Source organism: Parabacteroides sp. AT13 (genome assembly GCF_002272965.1).
GTDB classification, from domain to species: domain Bacteria; phylum Bacteroidota; class Bacteroidia; order Bacteroidales; family Tannerellaceae; genus Parabacteroides; species Parabacteroides distasonis.
This window is the reverse complement of record NZ_NQMH01000002.1, coordinates 798,243-820,331: the sequence shown is the minus strand read 5'-3', so window position 1 is coordinate 820,331 and position 22,089 is coordinate 798,243. Positions and strand designations below refer to the sequence as shown.

Annotated in this window: 17 protein-coding genes; 14 read left to right on the top strand and 3 right to left on the bottom strand. The window is 46.9% G+C overall.

The features are described from left to right. Nucleotides 1–3: 3 nt before the first annotated feature. The 6 genes from CI959_RS17790 to CI959_RS17765 all read left to right on the top strand — a co-directional run bounded on the left by CI959_RS17790 (nt 4) and on the right by CI959_RS17765 (nt 7,647). On the top strand, nt 4–2,166 hold the full coding sequence (locus CI959_RS17790; RefSeq protein ID WP_005857043.1) for a kelch repeat-containing protein: 2,163 nt from the start codon (nt 4–6) through the stop codon (nt 2,164–2,166). Between the two features lie 2 nt (nt 2,167–2,168). After that, entirely contained in the window at nt 2,169–3,065 is an 897-nt protein-coding gene (locus CI959_RS17785) for a serine O-acetyltransferase (RefSeq protein ID WP_005857041.1), read from the top strand. A gap of 74 nt (nt 3,066–3,139) precedes the next feature. Beyond that, entirely contained in the window at nt 3,140–3,538 is a 399-nt protein-coding gene (locus CI959_RS17780; RefSeq protein ID WP_005857039.1) for a ferredoxin, read from the top strand. A gap of 21 nt (nt 3,539–3,559) precedes the next feature. Further along, nucleotides 3,560–5,350 (top strand): NADH-ubiquinone oxidoreductase-F iron-sulfur binding region domain-containing protein, encoded by a 1,791-nt coding sequence (locus CI959_RS17775; protein WP_005857037.1) that lies wholly within the window; start codon nt 3,560–3,562, stop codon nt 5,348–5,350. 14 nt (nt 5,351–5,364) lie between these two features. Next, a complete protein-coding gene (locus CI959_RS17770; RefSeq protein WP_005857035.1) occupies nt 5,365–7,155 on the top strand; it encodes an NADH-dependent [FeFe] hydrogenase, group A6 in 1,791 nt (596 codons plus the stop codon). Nucleotides 7,156–7,158: 3 nt separating this feature from the next. Then, nucleotides 7,159–7,647: an NAD(P)H-dependent oxidoreductase subunit E gene (locus CI959_RS17765; RefSeq protein WP_005857033.1), complete on the top strand. Its 489-nt coding sequence runs from the start codon at nt 7,159–7,161 to the stop codon at nt 7,645–7,647. A 73-nt stretch (nt 7,648–7,720) separates the two neighbouring features. On the opposite strand, the gene CI959_RS17760 is transcribed toward CI959_RS17765, so the two are convergent. Then, the gene (locus CI959_RS17760) at nt 7,721–8,692 is read right to left on the bottom strand and encodes a TPM domain-containing protein (protein WP_005857032.1); all 972 of its coding nucleotides are present in this window, start codon (nt 8,690–8,692) and stop codon (nt 7,721–7,723) included. 14 nt (nt 8,693–8,706) lie between these two features. Further along, nucleotides 8,707–9,294, bottom strand: coding sequence for a LemA family protein (locus CI959_RS17755; protein WP_005857030.1), 588 nt, complete (start codon nt 9,292–9,294; stop codon nt 8,707–8,709). 328 nt (nt 9,295–9,622) lie between these two features. On the opposite strand from CI959_RS17755, the gene CI959_RS17750 reads away from it, so the two are divergent. The 8 genes from CI959_RS17750 (at nt 9,623) to CI959_RS17715 (ending at nt 20,092) form a co-directional block, all read left to right on the top strand. Then, nucleotides 9,623–11,002, top strand: a complete 1,380-nt coding sequence (locus CI959_RS17750) for a cytochrome c peroxidase (RefSeq protein ID WP_057317040.1) — start codon at nt 9,623–9,625, stop codon at nt 11,000–11,002. A gap of 18 nt (nt 11,003–11,020) precedes the next feature. Then, complete coding sequence (locus tag CI959_RS17745; RefSeq protein ID WP_005857026.1) at nt 11,021–11,482, top strand: septal ring lytic transglycosylase RlpA family protein; 462 nt, start codon at nt 11,021–11,023, stop codon at nt 11,480–11,482. 10 nt (nt 11,483–11,492) lie between these two features. After that, complete coding sequence (locus CI959_RS17740) at nt 11,493–12,425, top strand: UDP-glucuronic acid decarboxylase family protein (RefSeq protein WP_057317041.1); 933 nt, start codon at nt 11,493–11,495, stop codon at nt 12,423–12,425. 90 nt (nt 12,426–12,515) lie between these two features. Continuing rightward, the gene (locus CI959_RS17735) at nt 12,516–13,775 is read left to right on the top strand and encodes a TolC family protein (protein ID WP_009275923.1); all 1,260 of its coding nucleotides are present in this window, start codon (nt 12,516–12,518) and stop codon (nt 13,773–13,775) included. Between the two features lie 16 nt (nt 13,776–13,791). Then, nucleotides 13,792–14,877, top strand: a complete 1,086-nt coding sequence (locus CI959_RS17730; protein WP_057317042.1) for an efflux RND transporter periplasmic adaptor subunit — start codon at nt 13,792–13,794, stop codon at nt 14,875–14,877. A gap of 9 nt (nt 14,878–14,886) precedes the next feature. Further along, nucleotides 14,887–18,012 (top strand): efflux RND transporter permease subunit, encoded by a 3,126-nt coding sequence (locus CI959_RS17725; protein ID WP_057317043.1) that lies wholly within the window; start codon nt 14,887–14,889, stop codon nt 18,010–18,012. A 230-nt stretch (nt 18,013–18,242) separates the two neighbouring features. Continuing rightward, complete coding sequence (locus tag CI959_RS17720) at nt 18,243–18,920, top strand: response regulator transcription factor (RefSeq protein ID WP_057317044.1); 678 nt, start codon at nt 18,243–18,245, stop codon at nt 18,918–18,920. After that, the gene (locus CI959_RS17715; protein WP_057317045.1) at nt 18,917–20,092 is read left to right on the top strand and encodes a HAMP domain-containing sensor histidine kinase; all 1,176 of its coding nucleotides are present in this window, start codon (nt 18,917–18,919) and stop codon (nt 20,090–20,092) included. The genes CI959_RS17720 and CI959_RS17715 overlap by 4 nt, the downstream gene beginning before the upstream one ends. Here CI959_RS17715 and CI959_RS17710 read toward each other — a convergent pair. Then, nucleotides 20,043–22,001 carry a biosynthetic peptidoglycan transglycosylase gene (locus CI959_RS17710; protein ID WP_057317124.1) on the bottom strand — a complete coding sequence of 653 codons (1,959 nt, stop codon included), beginning with the start codon at nt 21,999–22,001 and terminating at the stop codon, nt 20,043–20,045. The genes CI959_RS17715 and CI959_RS17710 overlap by 50 nt on opposite strands. Nucleotides 22,002–22,089: the final 88 nt, after the last annotated feature.

Below are 22,089 nucleotides of genomic sequence, written 5' to 3'. Positions count from 1 at the left end.
TTTATGAAACATATATACTCACTCTTCTCTATTCTATTTGCGGCTTTATTAATGGCCGGATGCGTGAATGATCCGGATATAGATGGTGGCATTCGAAACGCTAAAAAACCGTCTGTTAAGACAGACGAGATATTGAAGTCCACGGCTAGTTCAGTGACAGTATCGGGGGAGGTCCTGCAAGAAAACGGCGCTCCCGTGACAGAGGCCGGTTTTTGTTGGAGCACGGAATCTACCTTTACTGTGATAGAGAAAAATAAAAAAGCCGTATCCAAGCGTAAGGTAAAATATGAGGCTACGATCGAGGGCTTAACCAATGATCTGGATTACTATATCCGGGCCTATGCGATCAATGCGGTAGATACCGCTTATGGAGAGATTTTACCTTTTAAGACGAAAGATGGATTAGGAAGCGTTAAGACCTTATTTCCAGTCAACGTGATGTCTACTTCCGTTCAATGCGGAGGTATGATAACCAAACAAGGAGAAGCCGAAATCGAGGAAAGGGGTATTTACTTAATGCTGAATCCGGAGCCTTCAGCATCTGACTCCACGATTCGTATAGACATGGAAGCCGATTCGTTCTATTGTACGATCTCCGATTTAAAACCGGAAACTACCTATTACGTTAGAGCTTACGCAAAAAGTAAATATGGTGAGTATAACGGGGCGAAAGTCGAGACCTTTAAGACTACGAATGGTCGTCCTGTATTAGATGATAACAAATTCAAGAAAATAGCGACAGAGTTTACCTATGCGGAGTTCTCCATGGAAATAATAAGCGAGGGAGATTCTCCGATCACGGCATGTGGTTTCTGCTTTAGTACTGATAAATCACCGACAATAGAAAATGGGGATACGATTATTTGCGGAGCGGGTATCGGAGAATTTGCCGGGAAAATCTATGATATGCAACAGCAGAAAGGGTATTACGTACGTGCTTATGCGACAAACGCTTTAGGTACTACCTATAGCGCAGGCGAAGGTATCCATACGATTCTGGAAAGTGAGTTGCCTACAGTTAATACAAAGGAGGTGTCTACTATTAAAAACGGTACCGCATGGGTAGGAGGAGAGGTCTTAGCCGAAGGTGCCTCACCGGTTACAGAGGCTGGTGTATGTTGGGGAACTAGTCCTAGTCCGGCCTTTGGTAATTGTGAAGGAGCGGTAGCTCTTTCTTCCGGTACACAAGCGTTTACGGGTACGATAAAGGAATTGAGAGGAGGCACGAGCTATTATTTAAGAGCTTACGCTAAAAATAAGAATGGTATCGCTTACGGAGAGGAAGTTCGCTTCCAAACTCCGGATATATTTGGAGTAGGGGCAAGGTTTGAGGGAGCTTTCCGGATACCGGGATCTACCTCTTTCTGTACCTTGGCTAATAGCACGGGATTCTTATTAGGCGGTGACACGGGTAGGGAATACACCGATGAGTTTTGGGGATATATGACCTCTAAGAAAGAATGGTTGCCCTTAAGGTCTCAGCCTGAGAAATTATCGGGCCAAGCATGTTTCAGTATCGGATTTGGCCTATGGACTTTTGGTGGTTTAGATAACACGGGAAAGATATGTGACAGTTTATATGTATACTCCACGTCCGATAATTCTTGGAGCGCCGTACAAACAGACCAGCAACGGCCTAAAGGTATGTATCGGACGGCATGTTGCAGAATGGAAGATCAGGCGTTCCTCATAGGTGGACGTAGAGGTAACGAACTAATCGATGAAGTCTGGACTTATGAACCGAGCGCTTTCGTTTGGAGCAAGAAATCTAATTTCCCGATTAAACAATACGGCGGAATATCCGTTGTAATTGGTGACCGTATATATGCCGGACTGGGGATTATTAATAAAGCGGATCCTTCTTTGGAATATACGACACAGTTTTGGTCTACAGACAAGAACGCTGTAGCTTGGGAAAAGGAGGCTTCGTTCCCCGGAAGGATGCTTTTATGTGCTATCGCTTATGGTAATTACGTATATGGCGTAGACGGGGACGGTTATATTTGGCGCTATGATCCGGACTCTCAGAACTGGAGCCAGAAATCCCAGTTACCAGCGGCTAACAGGTCTGTACATTGCATGTATGTCTTGGATAATTATATCTATATCGGTTTGGGCAATGCCTCTAACTCATTAATCAGTTACGATCCTACTTGGGATAATTAAAGATGAATAGAACAGCGATTTTAGAACAGATACAGAAGAACGTAGAACGGCTGTCGGCTCCTGATCTACCGGAATACAAATATATCCCGTTGCATCAGAAGCCATCGCCTTCAGTCGCTACGTTGCATGAGATCATGCGCCTATTACGTACGGTTATCTTCCCCGGATTCTTTGGTACGGAACAAGAGGCTCAATTAGGCTCTATCCAATATTATACGGGAGTCTATTTGGAAAAGATCTATGATCTCTTGCAAGAGCAAATATATAATGGACTTTGTTTTGAGGTAGAGCGTTGTTGTGATTCCAAGGACCGGGCTTCCGAGATCTCGATCGCTTTTATTAACCGGATTCCTCATATCAAATATTTACTGTCCACCGATGTAAAGGCCATCTTGGATGGTGATCCGGCAGCCAAGAGCGTGAGTGAGATTATATTCTGTTATCCGGCGGTCTACGCGCTTTTACATCAACGGGTCGCTCATGAATTATTCGAGCTAGGCGTACCGGTACTCCCGCGTATCATTACGGAAATGGCACACTCGCAAACCGGGATCGACATTCATCCCGGGGCGCAGATCGGAGAATATTTCAGTATCGATCATGGAACGGGTATTGTCGTGGGACAAACCGCCATTATCGGAAACCATGTCCGCCTTTATCAAGGTGTGACGTTAGGAGCTAAGAGTTTTACGCTGGACGAGGAAGGACTTCCGATAGATTTACCCCGTCATCCGATCATCGAGGATTATGTGACCATTTATTCCAACGCATCCATATTAGGACGGATCACTATTGGCCGAGGATCTATTATCGGGGGTAACATCTGGCTCACCCATAGTGTACCTCCCAATTCCAAGATATCTCAATCACGTGTCGAAGAAAAATTCACGGAAATATGATATTATTTGAAAGAGATTCCGTATGTTTGTGCAAATGACATTACGGTGTTTTCCTTAAATAATAGAATATGACCATGAACAAAGTAAAGACATTAGATGATCTCAAGAAAATGCGTGAATCTCTTCGTGCGTCTTTGGATCTGCGTGAAAAAAGCAATACCCCTGATCAGCTCGTACAAATTAAGGTTTCTATGGCCACTTGCGGTATAGCTGCCGGAGCCAAGGAGATAATGAGTTATTTTATCGAGGTTTTAGACCGGCAGAAAATCGATGCGTTGGTAACTCAAACCGGATGCATGGGCTATTGTTATGCGGAACCGACTATCGAAATCAAGCTTCCGGGTCAGGAGCCGTTGGTATTCGGTTATGTTGATAAGGCAAAAGTAGAAGAGATCATAGATAAGTATATCCGTAAGGGTATCTTGGTAGACGGCATCATTCCTGTAACTTACACCACCGTAAAACCCGAATAAGAAATTTAATATCTTACATAAATGGCACAATACACGAATTATATATTGGTGTGCGGTGGCACAGGTTGTCGTGCATCACAAAGCGAGCAGATCATCGAGAATCTGAGAGCCGCCGTCGAGCAATACGGATTAGAGGATACACAAGTGATCCGTACCGGATGCTTCGGTTTCTGCGAGAAGGGTCCGGTGGTTAAGATGATCCCCGATAACACTTTTTACGTACAAGTTCAACCATCGGATGCGGACGAGATCGTACGGGAGCATTTGGTAAAAGGCCGTAAAGTGGAACGGTTACTTTATATGAATCCAGAGACCCGTGAGCTGGTTCCGGACTCCAAGCATATCAGATTCTATAAGAAACAGCTACGAATCGCCCTTCGAAATTGTGGCTTTATCAACCCTGAGAATATCGATGAGTATATCGCTCGTGACGGCTATGTAGCGTTAGGAAAAGCCCTTGTGGAAATGACTCCCGAGGAAGTAATCAAGGAAATCATGGATAGCGGTTTACGGGGTCGTGGGGGCGGTGGTTTCCCCACAGGTTTGAAATGGCAGATTACCCGTAAGGTACAAGCACCTCAAAAATACGTGGTTTGCAATGCGGACGAGGGTGACCCGGGCGCTTTTATGGATCGCTCCATATTGGAGGGCGACCCGCATTCGATTGTGGAGGCTATGGCGATTAATGGATATTGTACGGGAGCTAGCAAAGGTTTGGTATATATCCGTGCCGAATATCCGCTAGCCGTGGAACGTTTGAAAATCGCCATACGGCAAGCGAAAGAATATGGATTGCTGGGCGAGAATATATTTGGGACTGATTTCTCATTCGATATCGAGATCCGGTACGGTGCCGGAGCTTTTGTTTGTGGAGAGGAGACTGCTTTGATCCACAGTATGGAAGGTTTGCGAGGCGAGGCTACCGTAAAGCCGCCGTTCCCTAGTGAACACGGGTATAAAGGTTGTCCGACCAATGTAAATAACGTAGAGACTTACGCAAATATCCCGGTGATCTTGTTAAGAGGCGCTAAATGGTTCAGTAGTATCGGAACGGAGAAAAGCAAAGGAACAAAGGTGTTCGCCTTGGCTGGAAAGGTAAACAATGTGGGGCTGATCGAGGTTCCTATGGGTACGACTTTGCGTGAGGTTATCTTTGGAATTGGGGGAGGTATCAAGGATGGAAAGAAGTTTAAGGCTGTGCAAACCGGTGGCCCGTCAGGAGGTTGCTTGACTGAAAAGCATCTTGATCTTCCTATCGATTATGATAATTTGCTTGCCGCTGGTTCCATGATGGGTTCCGGAGGTATGATCGTCATGGACGAGGATGATTGTATGGTAGCCATGGCTAAGTTCTATCTGGACTTTACGGTCGAGGAATCTTGCGGTAAATGCGCACCGTGCCGTATCGGTAATAAACGCTTACATGAGATATTGCAGAAAATTACGAGTGGAAACGGAGCCGAAGAGGATTTGACCCGTCTAAGGAATCTGGCGATGGTGATTAAGGATACCGCTTTATGCGGCTTGGGACAGACTTCTCCGAATCCGGTTTTATCTACGATGGATAATTTCTACGATGAATATCTGGCGCATGTCCGGGAGCATCGTTGTCCGTCTCATCAATGCCGGGAACTTACTCAATATTTCATCAATCCGGAGAAATGTAAAGGATGTACGCTCTGTGCCCGTGTTTGTCCGGTGCATGCGATTACAGGTGGACGGAAAATTCCTCATATTATCGATCCGCAAGCTTGTATCCGTTGCGGTACCTGTATGGAGAAGTGTAAGTTCGGAGCGATTTATGTCCACTAAATTTATTTATAAGCATGGAAACAATTCAATTAATCATAGATAATAAAGAGGTGGAAGTGCCGAGAGGAACCACCATTTTAGATGCGGCAAAAAGTGTAGGTATCCACATCCCGACACTCTGTTATATGAAACTGGAGGACTTGCACTACGAGAATAATCCGGGAGCTTGCCGTATTTGTGTCGTAGAGATCGAGGGACGTAGAAATCTAGCCCCATCCTGTAAGATGGAATGTACGGAAGGCATGGTCGTACGGACACATACCCCCCGGGTGATGAATGCCCGTAGGACGGTGATGGAGCTGATCCTCTCGAATCATCCGGCGGAATGTCTGACATGTAGCAGCAACGGACATTGCGAGTTACAAAAGATCGCACATGACTTAGGAATCCGTGAGATCCGGTATAAGGGAGAGATGTCCACATTTACGATAGACCGTTCCCCTTCCATTGTGCGGAACATGAACAAATGTATCATGTGCCGCCGCTGTGAGACCATGTGTAATACGATACAGACAGTTGGCGCCTTGACTGCCGTGAACCGTGGATTTAACGCGGCCGTATCGACTGCTTTTGAACGGGATATGGCCGGAAGTACCTGTTCGTATTGTGGACAATGCGTATCCGTCTGTCCTGTAAACGCGCTTAGCGGACGTAATACGCAACAGCCGGTCTTGGACGCTTTGGCCGATCCTACTAAAATTGTTATCGCCCAGACAGCGCCGGCGGTTCGCACAGCGTTGGGACGTGATTTCGGGTATGAGCCGGGTACATTGGTTACAGGCAAGATGGTTTCAGCTTTGCGTCAATTGGGTTTTGATTATGTATTCGATACGGACTTTGCCGCCGACTTGACCATTATGGAAGAGGGTACGGAATTATTACATCGCCTAGGTAGTTACCTAAATGGAGACAAAGAGGTGAAAATACCGTTAATGACGAGTTGTTGTCCGGGTTGGGTTAGCTTTGTGGAACAACATTTCCCCGAGTTACGGGATAATTTATCTACAGCCAAGAGCCCGCAGCAAATGTTCGGAGCGATCGCCAAGAGTTATTTCGCCGAGAAGTTGGGAGTGGACCGTAAGGATTTGGTAGTCGTATCTATCATGCCTTGTTTGGCGAAGAAGTATGAGGCTAGCCGCCCGGAGTTTAGCGTGGAAGGTAATCCCGATGTAGATTATTCGATCTATACCCGTGAGTTAGCCCGTTTAATCCGTTATGCGAATATAGATTTCAATGAACTGCCGGATGGTGAGTTCGATAGCCCGTTGGGTGAATCTACCGGAGCGAGCGTGATCTTCGGTACTACCGGCGGTGTTATCGAGGCCGCTTGCCGTACAGCTTATGAATTATATACGAAGAAAAATCTGGATAAAGTGGACTTCGAGGAGTTACGCGGGCTGGAAGGTATTCGTAGCGCTACGATCGATTTTAATGGGACTCCGGTAAAGATCGGTATCGCTCATGGTCTGGGGAATGCCCGCAAATTGATCGAGGAGGTGAAGAACGGTACCTCTCCTTATCATGCGATCGAGGTGATGGCTTGTCCGGGAGGCTGTATCGGCGGTGGTGGACAACCGTTCCACCGAGGCCGTATGGAGGTACTTCGCCGGCGTGCTTCCGCTCTTTACCGGGAAGACGCTAACAAACCGCTTCGCAAGAGCCATGAGAATCCGTATATCCAGCAATTATACAGCGAGTATTTGGGAGAGCCTTGCGGACCGAAAGCCCATAAATTACTGCATACCCATTACATAGATCGTAAGGAAGTAATCGGTATGTATATAGAAACCGAAAAAAGTAAATAAGCCATGAATGAGATACATTTGCCTAAAACAAAAGTAGCGGAGCTACATGCGATATGCGCTGAACGCAACAACGATCCCGGGGAGTTGATCAATATCTTGCACGCCGCCCAAGGCTTGTTCGGATATTTACCACCGGAAGTCCAACAGGTTATCGCCGCCGAATTGAATATCCCGGTCTCAAGGGTATATGGCGTAGTTACTTTTTACTCATTCTTTACGATGACCCCCAAAGGGAAATACCCCATCTCTGTTTGTCTGGGAACGGCCTGTTACGTGCGTGGCGCAGAAAATGTTCTGGAAGAAATGCAACGTCAATTGGAAATAAAGGTAGGAGAGACTACACCGGACGGTTTGTTCTCCTTGGATTGCTTACGCTGTGTCGGTGCTTGCGGATTAGCTCCGGTGGTCATGATCGGCGGGAAGGTCTATGGAAGGGTTACTCCCGAGAAGGTACGGGATATACTTTCCGACTACTATCTGAAAGAGCAATAAGATACGAAAACACAAGCGGTCACATAAGGTTTTACGTGACCGCTTGTATAAAATAATGCGAATAATCGTATTTTCAGAAACGACTGATCGAACCGCCACCCCCGGAGCTTCCACCTCCCCAAGAGCCGCCACCGCCGCCTCCGCTAAAACCTCCGAAACCACCACCGCCACCCATAATAATAGGGCCACCTCCTCCTCGGTGTATGCGGTCGATGGTACGATTTTTTTTCTCTGTATACCCGCAACTCTTACAGCGGTATACATCTTCGGCCAGACCTTCCGAGAAACGAGTCGCTTCCCGGATCACCTGCTGCCCCATATACACAAAGGTTTTCTTTCCACAACGGGGACATGCCTTCGGACGATACTTTAAGTATGCGATAAACGCCGAGAAACCGATCATCCCGATAATCCCCACCACGAATATCCACATAAAATCATCATCGGACGAGGAAGAAGAACGGTTGCCAGTCATGCCTGCCCGTTCATAGTCGCTGGACATTAAATACTTGGTAACCGCCATGACTCCTTTCAACATGCCGGCGCTATAATTCCCGGCCTTTAGATCGGGCATCATATACCGCTGCTGGAGCCGGTAGCAAATCGCATCGGGGAGGACACCCTCGATACCATATCCCGTCTCGAAAACGACCGAACGTTGGGAAGGTTCCGTCACCAACTGGATCAATAAACCATTATCCTTGCTCTTTTGTCCCAATCCCCAATGTTTGAATAAATCCGTAGCGAACATCCGGGCATCCTGATCCCCGATGCTATTCACGGCAACGACAGCTACCTCGATACCGAGACTATCTTCCACTACATTTAATAATTGATTGATACGTGCCGCATCATCCGGGGTAATGATACCATCCGGATTACTGACATGGTTCAACCGGTTGGAAAGACGTACGTTCGGAATGGTCTCGATCGAATAATCCTTTGCCGCGAAAATAGAAGAGGCAAAACCAACCAGCAATAAACTGATCCATAAAAGGCTTACCGGACACTTGCACCTAGATCCTATATTCTTTATCTCACTCATTCAGCGAATGGCTATTAGAATTCTACCTTAGGAGCCTTTTCCGCACCGGATTCAGCGGCGAAATAAGCTTTCGATTGGAAGCCGAACATTCCGGACAAAATATTGTTCGGGAATTGGCGAATATAGGTATTATAAGACTGAGCTACCTCGTTAAAACGTTTACGCTCTACCGAGATACGATTTTCGGTCCCTTCCAATTGCGCTTGAAGCTCCATAAAGTTTTGATTCGCTTTTAAGTCTGGATAACGCTCTAAAACAAGCATCAAACGGGAGAGGGCATTTCCTAACTCTCCTTGTGCAGACTGGAATTTCTTCAAGGATTCCTCAGTAAGGTTAGAAGGATCAATCGTAGTCTTCGTCGCCTCGGCACGAGCGTTGACCACACCTTCTAAAGTCTCTTTCTCATGCGCGGCGTATCCTTTTACCGTATTTACCAGATTCGGGATCAAATCCATACGGCGTTGATATTGGTTCTCAACTTGGCTCCATGCGGTTTTCACGCCTTCGTCTTGAGTTACCATATTATTATACACGCCTTTCACCCAAAAGAATAATATCGCTACGATAGCGATGATAATCCATACAACTTTGTTCTTAAACATCTTTGCCTTATAATTTATTGATTATACATAATGAGACAAAGCTATATAAAAAAATCGGATTATCCACATAGCGATTGGCGGTTGCTTATAACTGCGATTGTTAGCTGCTTATAATGGGCATTGTAACATCCTTATATTGCCCATTGTTAGAACCTCATACTGGGCATTATAGGAAGGAGCTTGCCGCAATGCTGCGGATGGAAGCCTACCGCATAGATTCTATTTATCTTCCCATAGATAAAACTGATCAATGAAATCCAAGGCTTTTAGGGTACATGTAAGTGAATTGTTCTATATTTGCACTTAATAAATCTAAATAAATATAGTTATGCGTAAAACAATTTATGCTAAAATGACGGCATTACCGGTAGGACTCTGCGCTTTAGCCTTTGCGGTTACCTCGTGCGGTTCTTCCGAATACAAGAAATTTGCCGACAATGAAGGTAAGCAAGTGGCCTCTATCCTGCGGGAAAACGACTGTTTGGCCTGCCACTCTGAAAATGCGCCTCTGCCATTTTACGGTAATTTACCGTTGATCGGTCCCGTAGTACAGGCAGACATGAAGGAGGCCGTTCACTATGTGGACTTGACTGCTATGGTGGAAGCCTTGGAGAACGGGCAGCCCGTTTCAGAGGTTGATTTGGCGAAGGTGGAGAATACGGCCCTAAGCGGCTCTATGCCCCCGGCTAAGTATTCCCATATGCCGATGCACTGGGGAACCAGCCTTGACGACAATGAGAAAGCGGTGATCATCTCATGGGCGAAGAATGTCCGTAAAGATCGTTTCACGACCGAAACCGTAGCGGAAGAATTTAAGAATGAGCCTCTTCAGTCTCTAATGAAGAGCTTGCCTACAGATCCGGCGAAGGTAGAGTTGGGTTTTGCCCTGTATCATGATACTCGTTTGTCTGCGGACAATACGATCTCTTGCGCTACTTGCCACGGATTGAACACAGGTGGTGTAGACCGTAAGCAATATTCGGAAGGTATTAATGGACAGTTCGGTGGTGTTAACGCTCCGACCGTATATAATGCGGCGCTTAATTTCGTTCAATTTTGGGACGGACGTGCGGCAGACCTAAAAGAGCAAGCGGCTGGTCCTCCATTGAACCCAGTGGAAATGGGTTGTACCTCATTCGACCAGATTTGCGAGGCTTTAGCGCAAGATAAGGATTTCACGAAGAAATTCACGGAAGTGTATCCGGAAGGTTATTCTCAATCTACGATCACGGACGCTATCGCTGAGTTTGAGAAGACCTTGCTTACGCCGAGTCGTTTCGACAAATACTTGATGGGAGATAAAAACGCGCTTACAGCGGAAGAATTAGAGGGTTATCAACTATTCAAGGACAATAAATGCGCTACTTGTCACGTTGGTGTAAATGTCGGTGGTCAATCTTACGAGTTCATGGGTATCAAGAACAGCTATTTCGATTACCGGAATACAGGGTTGACGGACGGTGATAACGGACGCTATGCCGTGACTAAGAAAGAATCCGATCGTCATAAGTTCAAAACCCCGACACTTCGTAACGTGATGCTGACTTATCCGTACATGCACGACGGAACGGTAGCCTCTGTAGAGGATGCGATCCGTATCATGCATGAGTTCCAGATCGGAAAGGAGATCAATGATGTAGAAGTTGAAAAAATCGTTGTTTTTCTAAGGACTTTGAACGGAGAATATAATGGAAAAATGCTTCAATAATTGATTAAAAAAAGGTACATGTCCTTCCGCTTGTTCTACATATTACTTATATTTGCCGCAGTTAAGTGTGGAGAAGGAATATGGGCACAGGAGGAAGGACTTGCTTCGTATTACCATCATCGTTTCCACGGCAGGAAATCATCCAGTGGAAGGGTTCATGATAAAGAAGAATTAGTCGCCGCGCATCGTACGTATCCTTTTGGTACTTTTTTAAGAGTCACGAACTTGGAGAATATGAAAAGTACCATTGTATGCGTAACGGATCGTGGACCTCGTTATAGAAAACGAATCATTGATGTATCAGCGAGCGCCGCCGAGATATTGGATTTTATCGATAAAGGTGTCGCTAAGGTACGGATAGAAGTCGTTCCCGGCCCCTTAGACCTCCGCTATCTGGACTTGATCTATCCTAAGATTCCTTATCTGGATATAGATTATTTACGTCCGGATCCACCTTATAGGGTGAAATTCACGAAATAAATTTAATATAATGAAGCAAATACTTATCACCGGGGGCGCCGGCTTTATCGGTTCTCATTTATGTGCCCGTCTTTTAGAAGAAGGAAATGAAGTAATTTGTCTGGATAACTATTTTACGGGAAGTAAGGAGAATGTGATTCCTCTGCTGAAAAATCCACATTTCGAGTTGATCAGGCATGATGTTTCTATACCGTTCCAAGCCGAGGTCGATGAGATTTATAATTTGGCATGTCCCGCATCTCCAGTTTATTATCAAATAGATCCGATACAGACGATCAAGACATCCGTGTTAGGAGCGGTCAATATGTTAGGTCTGGCAAAACGGGTGAACGCTAAGATATTACAAGCATCTACTAGTGAGGTGTATGGAGATCCCATGATACACCCGCAGCCGGAAAGCTATTGGGGAAATGTCAACCCGATAGGGCCTCGCTCTTGTTATGACGAGGGCAAGCGTTGCGCCGAGACCTTATTTATGGATTACCATCGCCAAAACAAGGTTCGCATTAAAATCATCCGCATCTTTAATACGTATGGGCCTAATATGAGTACGAACGATGGCCGTGTCGTCTCTAATTTCATTATACAGGCATTACAAAATAAGGACATTACGATTTATGGGGATGGAAACCAAACTCGTAGTTTCCAATATGTAGACGATTTGATCGAGGGGATGATTCGCATGATGAATACCCCGGATGATTTTACCGGCCCGGTAAATATCGGAAATCAGGGAGAGTTCTCGATGAACGAGTTGGCCAAGATCGTGATCCGTTTGACAAACTCCTCCTCTAAGATCGTATACCGCCCGTTGCCGGGAGACGATCCCAAGCAACGTAAGCCCGATATTACGTTGGCCAAAGAGAAATTAGATGGGTGGGAACCTACGGTTTGTTTGGAGGAAGGATTAAAGAAAACAATATTATACTTTAAATCTCTCTAATAAATTTCTAATTTGGCCTAAGAGTATTCTAACTAAATATTCATAAGCGATAAAAGAGTGACTTCTACCTTTGCGTAAAATTTAACGCAAATGGACAGACGAGTCACTCTTTTACTTTTTTTATCTCTTCTTTTCTCTGGGGCGAAAGCCTCTGTTGTCTCCCTCTCCTTGAAAGAGTCCGAGCAACGTTTCTCTGAACACAATCTGGAAGTGATAGCCGAACGGTATAATATCGATATAGCCGAGGCCCAAGTAGTACAGGCCAAACTTTTCGAGAATCCCGTGGTCTCTTTGGAGCAAAATGTTTATAACCGGTTGAACGGACGTTACTTTGATTTCGGGAAACAAGGGGAAACGATCGTAGAGGTGGAACAGTTGATCTATATTGCCGGTCAGCGAAACAAACGTGTCCGTTTGGAGAAAATCAATAAGGAAATGGCCCTTTACCAATTCGAAGAGGTATTGAGAACCCTCCGGAGCGAGTTGAAGGAGAAATTCATAGCGCTTTATTTCACCCAGAAATCCCAATCTATTTACGATCGTGAGATTGATTCATTGGCTCATCTGTTGGTGGTTCTCAAGGAGCAGAATGAGAAAGGGAATGTTTCTTTATTAGAGAAGTCCCGTATCGAGGCCCTATTACTCTCTTTACGGCAAGAGCGGAATGATATCGCCAACCAAGTTATCTCCCTTCAAGGAGACATGCGGCTTTTACTAGGAATATCCGGCAATGATACCTTCGAGCCGATATTCGATGAGTCTGTGTTGAACCAGATCGATATGGACTCCGTTCCTTTCTCTGAATTGACCTCTTTATTATACGAACGTCCGGATCTTAAGTTGGCGCAAGCAAGCGTCAAGGCTTCGGAGGCGGACGTGAGATTACAACGTTCCCTCGCTTTCCCGGAAGTGAGCGTAAAGGGTACGTATGATAAGGCGGGTAACTTTATCAATGATTATTGGGCGATCGGCTTGAGCGTCTCTCTCCCTATATTTAACCGGAATCAAGGGAATATCAGGGCGGCGAAAATATCCGTCGCTCAAAAGGCCCATAAGGAAGAATACGCCCGTCGACAAGCCGAGAATGAATTATTCACCAGCTATGCCCGGTTGGAAAAGGCGATTCAGCTCTATCGTTCCTCGAACTATGGATTGGAGAAGGATTTCGCCTTGATTATCGAAGGCGTGAACTTGAATTTCCAAAAACGGAATATCAGTCTCCTTGAGTTTATCGATTATTATGAGACCTACAAAACAACCTGCTTGCGACTTTACCAAACTCAAAAAGAAGTGTTACTGGCCTTGGAGGAGGTAAATACCGTAACGGGTAGCCATGTATTCAACTATTAAAAGCAAATCAAACGATATGAATAAGCATCTAATCACATGCATCCTTTTAGTACCCTTGGTATGTTCCTGCGGGAAACAGGCGACCACCTCGGTCGATACCCGGGAACCTTTACTATTAAATGACAGTTTACAGGAGATTATAACACTGGATACGGTTCGTGACACACCATTAACCAACGAGTTGTTGCTCAATGGCCGTGTCAGTTTCAATCCGGAGCGAGTGGCCCATGTGTATCCGATGTTTGGTGGAAATGTCACCTCCGTTCATGCGGAAGTTGGCGATTACGTAGGGAAAGGAGATGTCCTAGCAGTGATCCGGAGCGGCGAGATCGCTGATATCGACAAGCAGCGAAAGGAGGCCGAGCATCAACTGGCTATCGCTAACCGTAACTTGGAGGCTACCCAAGATATGGCCCGGAGCGGTATGGCTTCCGACCGGGACTTCCTGCAAGCCCAGCAAGGGCAAGCCGATGCCGAGGCCGAGACCAAACGTATCCAAGAAATGTATTCTATTTATAACATAACAGACCCATCTACCTATGTGGTGAAAGCGCCGGTCTCCGGCTTTATCATCGATAAGAATATAAACCGGGATATGCAGATCCGTTCCGATCAAGGGGAGGAGATGTTTACCATTTTCGGTCTCGACGATGTCTGGGTGATGGCCGATGTCTATGAGGGAGATATCAGCAAGGTAAAAGAGGGGGCTACCGTTCGTATCACCACTTTGGCCTATAAGGATATGGAGTTTACGGGAACGATCGATAAGGTCTATCATATGCTAGACCGAGAAAGTAAGACCATGAGCGTAAGAGTCAAATTAAGGAACGAGAAGTATATGCTTAAACCCGGAATGTTTACGAACGTATATGTACAGAGCGCGGTAAAAGGAGAAAGTATGCCTTGCGTAAACGCCCATGCCGTGATCTTCGAGGATGGTAAAGAATACGTTGTCTATGTCTCGAAGGAGGGATATTTGCAAATGCGTGAGATCTCGGTGTATAAGCAAACCGAGAAGTTCTGTTACCTGCGATCCGGCTTGAAGGATGGGGATCGGATCGTAGATCGGAACGCTCTCTTGGTGTATAACGAATTAAAGTAACCGGACGATATGCACACATTCATAGATAATATCATAACGTTCTCCCTCCGGAACAAATTCTTTATCTTCTTCTGTACCACGATCGCCGTAATCGCCGGTATCACCAGCTTTATCCATACGCCGATCGACGCGTTTCCGGATGTGACGAATACGAAGGTGACGATTATCACCCAATGGCCGGGCAGGAGCGCCGAGGAGATCGAGAAGTTTATCACGATCCCGATCGAGATCGCCATGAACCCGGTACAGAAAAAGACGGATATCCGGAGCACGACCCTTTTCGGTCTTTCCGTCATCAACGTGATGTTCGAAGATAAGGTGGATGATTTCTTCGCCCGCCAGCAAGTTTATAATCTCTTGAACGACGCCGACCTGCCGGAAGGGGTCACGCCGGAAGTGCAGCCCTTATATGGTCCGACCGGCGAGATCTTCCGCTATACATTACGTAGCGATAAGCGTTCCGTCCGGGAATTGAAGACCTTGCAGGATTGGGTGATCGAGCGGAAGTTGCGGGCTGTACCCGGTGTAGCGGATATCGTCAGCTTCGGAGGAGAAGTAAAGACTTTCGAGGTTAGCGTCAACCCGAATCAACTGATCAGTTACGGGGTAACGACCTTGGAACTTTATGACGCTATCGCAAAAAGTAATATCAACGTAGGCGGCGACGTGATCACGAAAAGCTCGCAAGCCTATGTCGTGCGGGGTATCGGCTTGATTAACGATGTAAAAGAGATCGAGAATATCGTCGTAAAGAATATCAATGGCACGCCAATCCTTGTCAAGCACTTGGCTACCGTACACGAATCCAGTCTTCCCCGCCTAGGGCAAGTGGGCCGCATGGAGGAAGATGATGTCGTACAAGGCATCGTTGTCATGCGAAAAGGGGAGAACCCCGGCGAGGTAATCGCCGCCTTGAAGGATAAGATCAAGGATATCCAACAAAACGCCTTGCCGGAAGACGTGCGAATCGTATCGTTCTACGATCGTGAGAATCTGGTAGATCTGGCGGTCAAGACCGTAACACATAATCTGGCGGAAGGTATTCTGCTGGTAACTTTCATCGTATTAATCTTCATGGCGGATTGGCGTACGACGGTGATCGTGTCGATCATTATCCCGTTGGCACTCCTCTTCGCCTTTATTTGTCTCCGGGCGATGGGGATGAGCGCCAACCTCTTATCTATGGGAGCGATCGACTTCGGTATTATTATCGATGGCGCCGTCGTGATGGTGGAGGGGCTTTTCGTGGCATTGGACCGGAAAGCCCGTGAAGTAGGCATGCCCGCTTTTAATTTGATGAGTAAGATGGGTATTATCCGTCATACGGCGAAGGACCGTGCGAAAGCGGTTTTCTTCTCTAAGCTGATTATCATCACAGCCTTGGTCCCGATCTTCTCTTTCCAGAAGGTGGAAGGAAAGATGTTCAGCCCGCTCGCTTATACCTTGGGGTTCGCCTTGTTGGGAGCGTTGATCTTTACGTTGACATTGGTACCCGTCCTATCTTCCATGCTATTAAAGAAAGAGGTGCGTGAGAAACATAATCCGTTCCTCGCGTGGATCAATCGGAAGTCGATCGGTATTTTCGACTGGTGCCACGCCCGTAAGAAGCGAACGATCACGTTCGCCACGTTGGTAGCCGCCGTAGGTATCTGGTGCTTCACCTTGTTGGGCAGCGAGTTTCTCCCGCAACTGAACGAGGGCTCTATTTATATCCGTGCGACCTTACCGCAAAGTATATCTTTGGATGAATCCGTCACATTGGCCAACCAGATGCGCCGGAAGCTGGCGGCTTATCCGGAGGTTCGTCAGGTCTTATCGCAAACCGGCCGGCCGAACGATGGCACGGACGCGACAGGTTTCTACAACATCGAGTTCCATGTGGATATATATCCCGAGAAAGAGTGGGAAAGCGAACGCTCGAAAGCGGGTCTGATCGAGAAGATGCAAGAGGATCTGGCGATCTATCCGGGCGTGGATTTTAACTTCTCGCAGCCTATCTCGGACAATGTAGAGGAAGCGGCCAGCGGCGTGAAAGGTTCCATCGCCGTGAAAGTCTTCGGTAAGGATCTATACGAGTCGGAGAAAAAGGCGGTAGAAGTTTTCAAGGTCTTGGAGACCGTAGACGGTATCGAGGATCTGGGCGTTATCCGGAATATCGGCCAGCCGGAGCTACGGATCGAGTTGAACGAGTCTCGTTTAGCCCGCTACGGCGTGGCCAAGGAGGACGTGCAATCCATTATCGAGATGGCGATAGGAGGTAAGAGCGCCTCCCTGCTTTATGAGGACGAGCGTAAGTTCAATATCATGGTCCGCTACGAATCCGCTTTTCGCCGTAGCGAGAATGAGATAGGCAAGATACTGGTTCCGGCGAAGGATGGTTCCATGATTCCTATCCGCGAGCTGGCGGATATCCATACGATTACCGGCCCGTTGATTATCTACCGGGATAACCACGCTCGTTTCTGCGCCGTGAAATTCTCGGTCCGGGGCCGCGACATGGGTAGCGCCGTGGCTGAAGCCCAGCGGAAAGTGGAGAGGCAGGTAAAGCTCCCCGAAGGCTATACCTTGAAATGGACCGGAGATTTCGAGAACCAACAACGGGCTACCAAACGCTTGGCCCAAGTCGTCCCCGTAAGTATAGCGATCATCTTCGTGATCCTATTCGTCCTTTTCGGCAACGCCCGGGATGCCGGACTGGTCTTATTAAACGTGCCTTACGCCGCCGTCGGAGGTATCTTGGCCCTATTAATCACGAGTTTCAACTTCTCGATCTCCGCCGGTATCGGCTTTATCGCCCTCTTCGGTATCTGTATACAGAATGGCGTGATCATGATATCGGACATCAAGAATAACCTGCGGGAGAGGCATCCTCTGGAAGATTCGATCAAGATGAGCGTGAAATCAAGGGTACGTTCCGTATTAATGACCGCCTCCATGGCCGCTATCGGCCTGCTTCCGGCCGCCTTGAGCCACGGTATCGGATCGGAAAGCCAGCGTCCTTTGGCGATCGTGATCATTGGCGGATTAATAGGGGCCACGTTCTTCACCCTCTTTGTCTTCCCGCTGATGGTGGAGGCTTTTTATCGACGAATGCTTTATGATAAGAACGGTAAATTAGTGCAACGTAGGTTGTAATTGCTATATTTGTAGCAAGAAAGTCCGGAACTATTAGGGAGGGCGACTGGAGTTATTATGCGAAAGGATTATACTTGCTGATCTTTTCACGGCTGTGAAAAGATCATATCACAGAGGTGAAACGATCGTATCACAACCGTGAAAAGAACGTTTCACCTCTGTGATACGATTAGCATCACCCTAAGTACGCATTACTAATGATGGACATTCTTATTAATACATACGATACAATGGCGAAGATATTATTAGTAGAAGACGAGGTAAACATCGCCTCTTTTATAGAAAGAGGCTTGCGGGAGTTTGGGCATGAGGTATATGTCGCTTACGACGGTGCCGCCGGTTGGGAACTGACACAGAAGAACGATTTCCAATTGCTGATTCTGGATATTATAATGCCGAAGATGAATGGCCTGCAACTTTGCAAACAGTACCGGCAACGGTTCGGTTACCATGCCCCCGTGATCATGCTGACCGCCTTGGGAACCACCGAGGATATTGTTAGCGGGCTGGATGCCGGGGCGGATGATTATCTGGTAAAACCTTTCAGCTTCCAAGAACTCGAGGCCCGCATAAAGGCGTTATTACGTCGATCGGGAAACGAATCCGTCCATATGGCTCTCCGGTGCGGGGATCTGGTCTTAGATCCTCCAAGCCATCGGGCTATACGGAATGGGCAGGTCATCGATTTGACCGTAAAGGAATATAGGCTCTTGGAATATTTCATACAGAACCAAGGAACGGCCTTGAGCCGGATGAACTTGCTAAAGAATGTCTGGGACAAGGATTTCGATACCAATACGAACGTGGTTGATGTCTACGTGAATTATTTGCGCACGAAGATAGACAAGGATTTCGATCCTAAACTAATCCGTACCGTAGTGGGTGTGGGCTATATGATGGAAGCATGAAGACAGGAAACAAGATCGCTCTCTTTTACTCGGCCATTACCATAGGCGTGATAGCCGTCGTGACGCTTGTCTTCTATTTGGTTTCCACGAGCTATATCTCTCGCCTGTACTATTCTTACCTGACGGAAAAAGCCTATGCCACGGCACAGAAGCATTGGGAGAAGGACGAGACCGACGACGAGAGCTATGCCCGTATCCAACAGCGTTACGAGGAAACCCTTCCCGTCGCTACCGAGATATTGCTGAACGCCGATAGCTTGGAGACCCGGCAAGTGCTGTCCCGTTATCTGGACGCCACGCAGGTGAGATCTCTATACCAAGAGGATATCGTTCACTTCAAGCACGATACGCAAATGGGAGCGGCTTTGTATTATCCGGACAACGAGGGGAATTTCATCGTGATTGTCCTTTCCGGGAATCAGTATGGGATGGATATCCAGCATCGGATCGGCTGGCTGTTGCTGGGATTGATATTGGTTAGCTCGGTATTGATCTATTTTGTCGGCAGACTATATGCGACCCGGATGGTAGACCGGATCGACGCGGCTTACCAAAGTGAGAAAGCGTTTATCAGCAACGCCTCGCATGAGTTGAACAATCCGCTGACAGCCATTCAAGGCGAATGCGAGATCAGCCTGCTGAAAGAGCGCTCCCCGGAGGAATACCAAGCGGCATTAAGACGTATCGCCACGGAGACGAGCCGTATCATACAATTGATCAAACACCTGCTGTTCCTGTCGCACGGGGATAAGGAGATCCAGAAAAGTGCGATGGAGACGATCTTCCTAGCGGACTTCTTGATGCAGTTCTCCTCGGCCCGGATCTCGTTCTCCCCGGATAATTTCTCTTATATGATCAGTGCCAATCCCTATTTATTGAAGATAGCGATCAAGAATATCTTGAGCAACGCCTGTAAGTATTCGGACGATAAACCGGTAGAGATGCGGCTTCGAGGCAGTGTCTTGACCATATCCGACCGAGGTATCGGCATTCCTCCCGAGGAATTGAAACGAATCTTCCAACCCTTTTACAGGGCGAGCAATACCCGGGAATACGCCGGGCATGGTGTCGGGCTAAGCCTCTCGCTACGCATATTGAGCACCTATGGGGCGAAGGTGAATATTATTTCTGATCTAGGGGTTGGGACGAACGTGGAGATCGACTTTGGGTAGCCGTCAGGTATTCTTTAGCCGGACCTGTTATTTCAACAGACTCCGGCGTTACCCCTACCGCCTCTTCCGAAGATATAAGTCCGCGATCTACCAAGCGATCCAGTATTACCCTGTAAAAATCCTCATAATACGGCTTCAACCGCAACCCGTCGAAGCAATAGCGGACCTGTTTGGGCTTGGGGATAATACTGGCCATAAAAATGCACTCGGCAAGATTTAATTGGGAAGGTTCCTTCGCAAAATAATAGCGTGAGGCCTCGGCGGCTCCATAAATCATGGGACCCCATTCGGCGATGTTCAGATAAACCTCAAACATCCGCTCTTTAGAGGTCAGATGATCGCTCTCGATCAGCCATACGATTAACATTTCCTCCAGTTTGCGGGCGATCGTCTTATTACGGCTCAAGAATACATTCTTCACCAATTGCATGCTGAGCGTACTGCCGCCACGGGCGAAACGTCGTTCCTTGATATCCTGTATCAACGATTCCCGGATAGCGCTTGGAATAAAACCGTTGTGATAAAAGAAGCCGGCATCCTCACTCTGCATGATCGCTAAAGGAAGATAACGGGATACGGCGTTGAACGGGCGGAAAGAGGGATTCGCCGGACCGATCTCGAAAGAGCGTACCGGCTCGCCTTGCTCATAGACAGTATATTCAAATGGCTCATTCATCTTCCGCAAATCCGTATTCCCATAGGCAAGGATCTGGAAGTCCTTCGCTTTCAAAGTAGATTCCAAGATCAAGCTGTCTACCTGTCCGAAATCCAGATCCAATCGAAAATGATAGGAGAGGGTACCTTCTGTTCTCAGGCCTTCCAGATTGTAGAATAAGCCTTTAGGCAGGGAGGAGAACAGTTGATCCGCAGGGAAATCCCTTTTATTCACAGAGGCCGTGATTTGCCAACTGGTATCTTTAACGATCTTCAGATAAGGATGGAAATCCAGATGATTAAACCGGATATCACTGACGCTATCTAATTCGATATAGTTCTTACCGATGTTTGTCCGGAAGTGTATAGAGCCTTTATCCAGTAAGACCGTGTCCGGAGATATACGCTCTTGGTGGATGGTAAGCCCGCTCACATAGGCGCTTCCGAGTAAGGATTGTATGTCTTCTTCTATTTTAGGTCCCTTAAGCTCGAAGGCCAAGGTGTCCAAACGTACTGATGCCCCCCAACGATATTCCAGAAAAGGAAGAGGAATCTTCGTATGCTCGTCGGCGTAGAGACGGGCTTTCACGAGTCGCTCCTTATCAGAGAGAGAGCCTTCGCAAATCCATTCGCTACGAACTCCGTTCTCCGTGCTATTTATATGCGTAGAGAATTGATTGTTAGCAAGATTGAGTTCGGGTATCTCTAGTATTAGTTCATCTCCTTTATTACTATAAGAAACACATAAATCATGTACCAAGGCATTTCCGGGCAATAAATTGAAAAGGAGACTAAGGGAGCGTTCAGCCTTGCGCGCGTAATCCCGTTCCTTATCATCTACAGCTGTTTCCTCTGGCTCACCTGGGTGATTCGATGGTTTATAAAGGAAATCAAAATTAGCTCTCTCTCCCTTCTTAATAAAATGAATATGCAAATTATCCGCTTGTACACTCTCTATGGAAGGGGTAAGTAGCAATAATCTGCCAAGCTCCAGTTTCGCTTGAAGCCTGTCCGCATGTATCAACGTATCAGCATCAATCGGGATAACGGTCAATCCCTCCATACGTACGGTACTCAGCCCCATCAACCGGATCTTATCATAGCGTATGTCAAGATGATGCCTTTCGGCAAGTTTACTCAATTTATGTCCCGCATACGCCCCTAAGATCAGGTCGATGCCCCAAAATGCCATAAACAAGAGAAAGCCAATAAAAATAAGAACTGCTATAAAAGATCTTTTATGGGATTGATTCATGCTCATCTATATTGTTACCCAGCGGACAAAAGTACTATAATTAAACGAATGGATTTCTTTTTCGATAAACAATCAAGGACTTAATTTA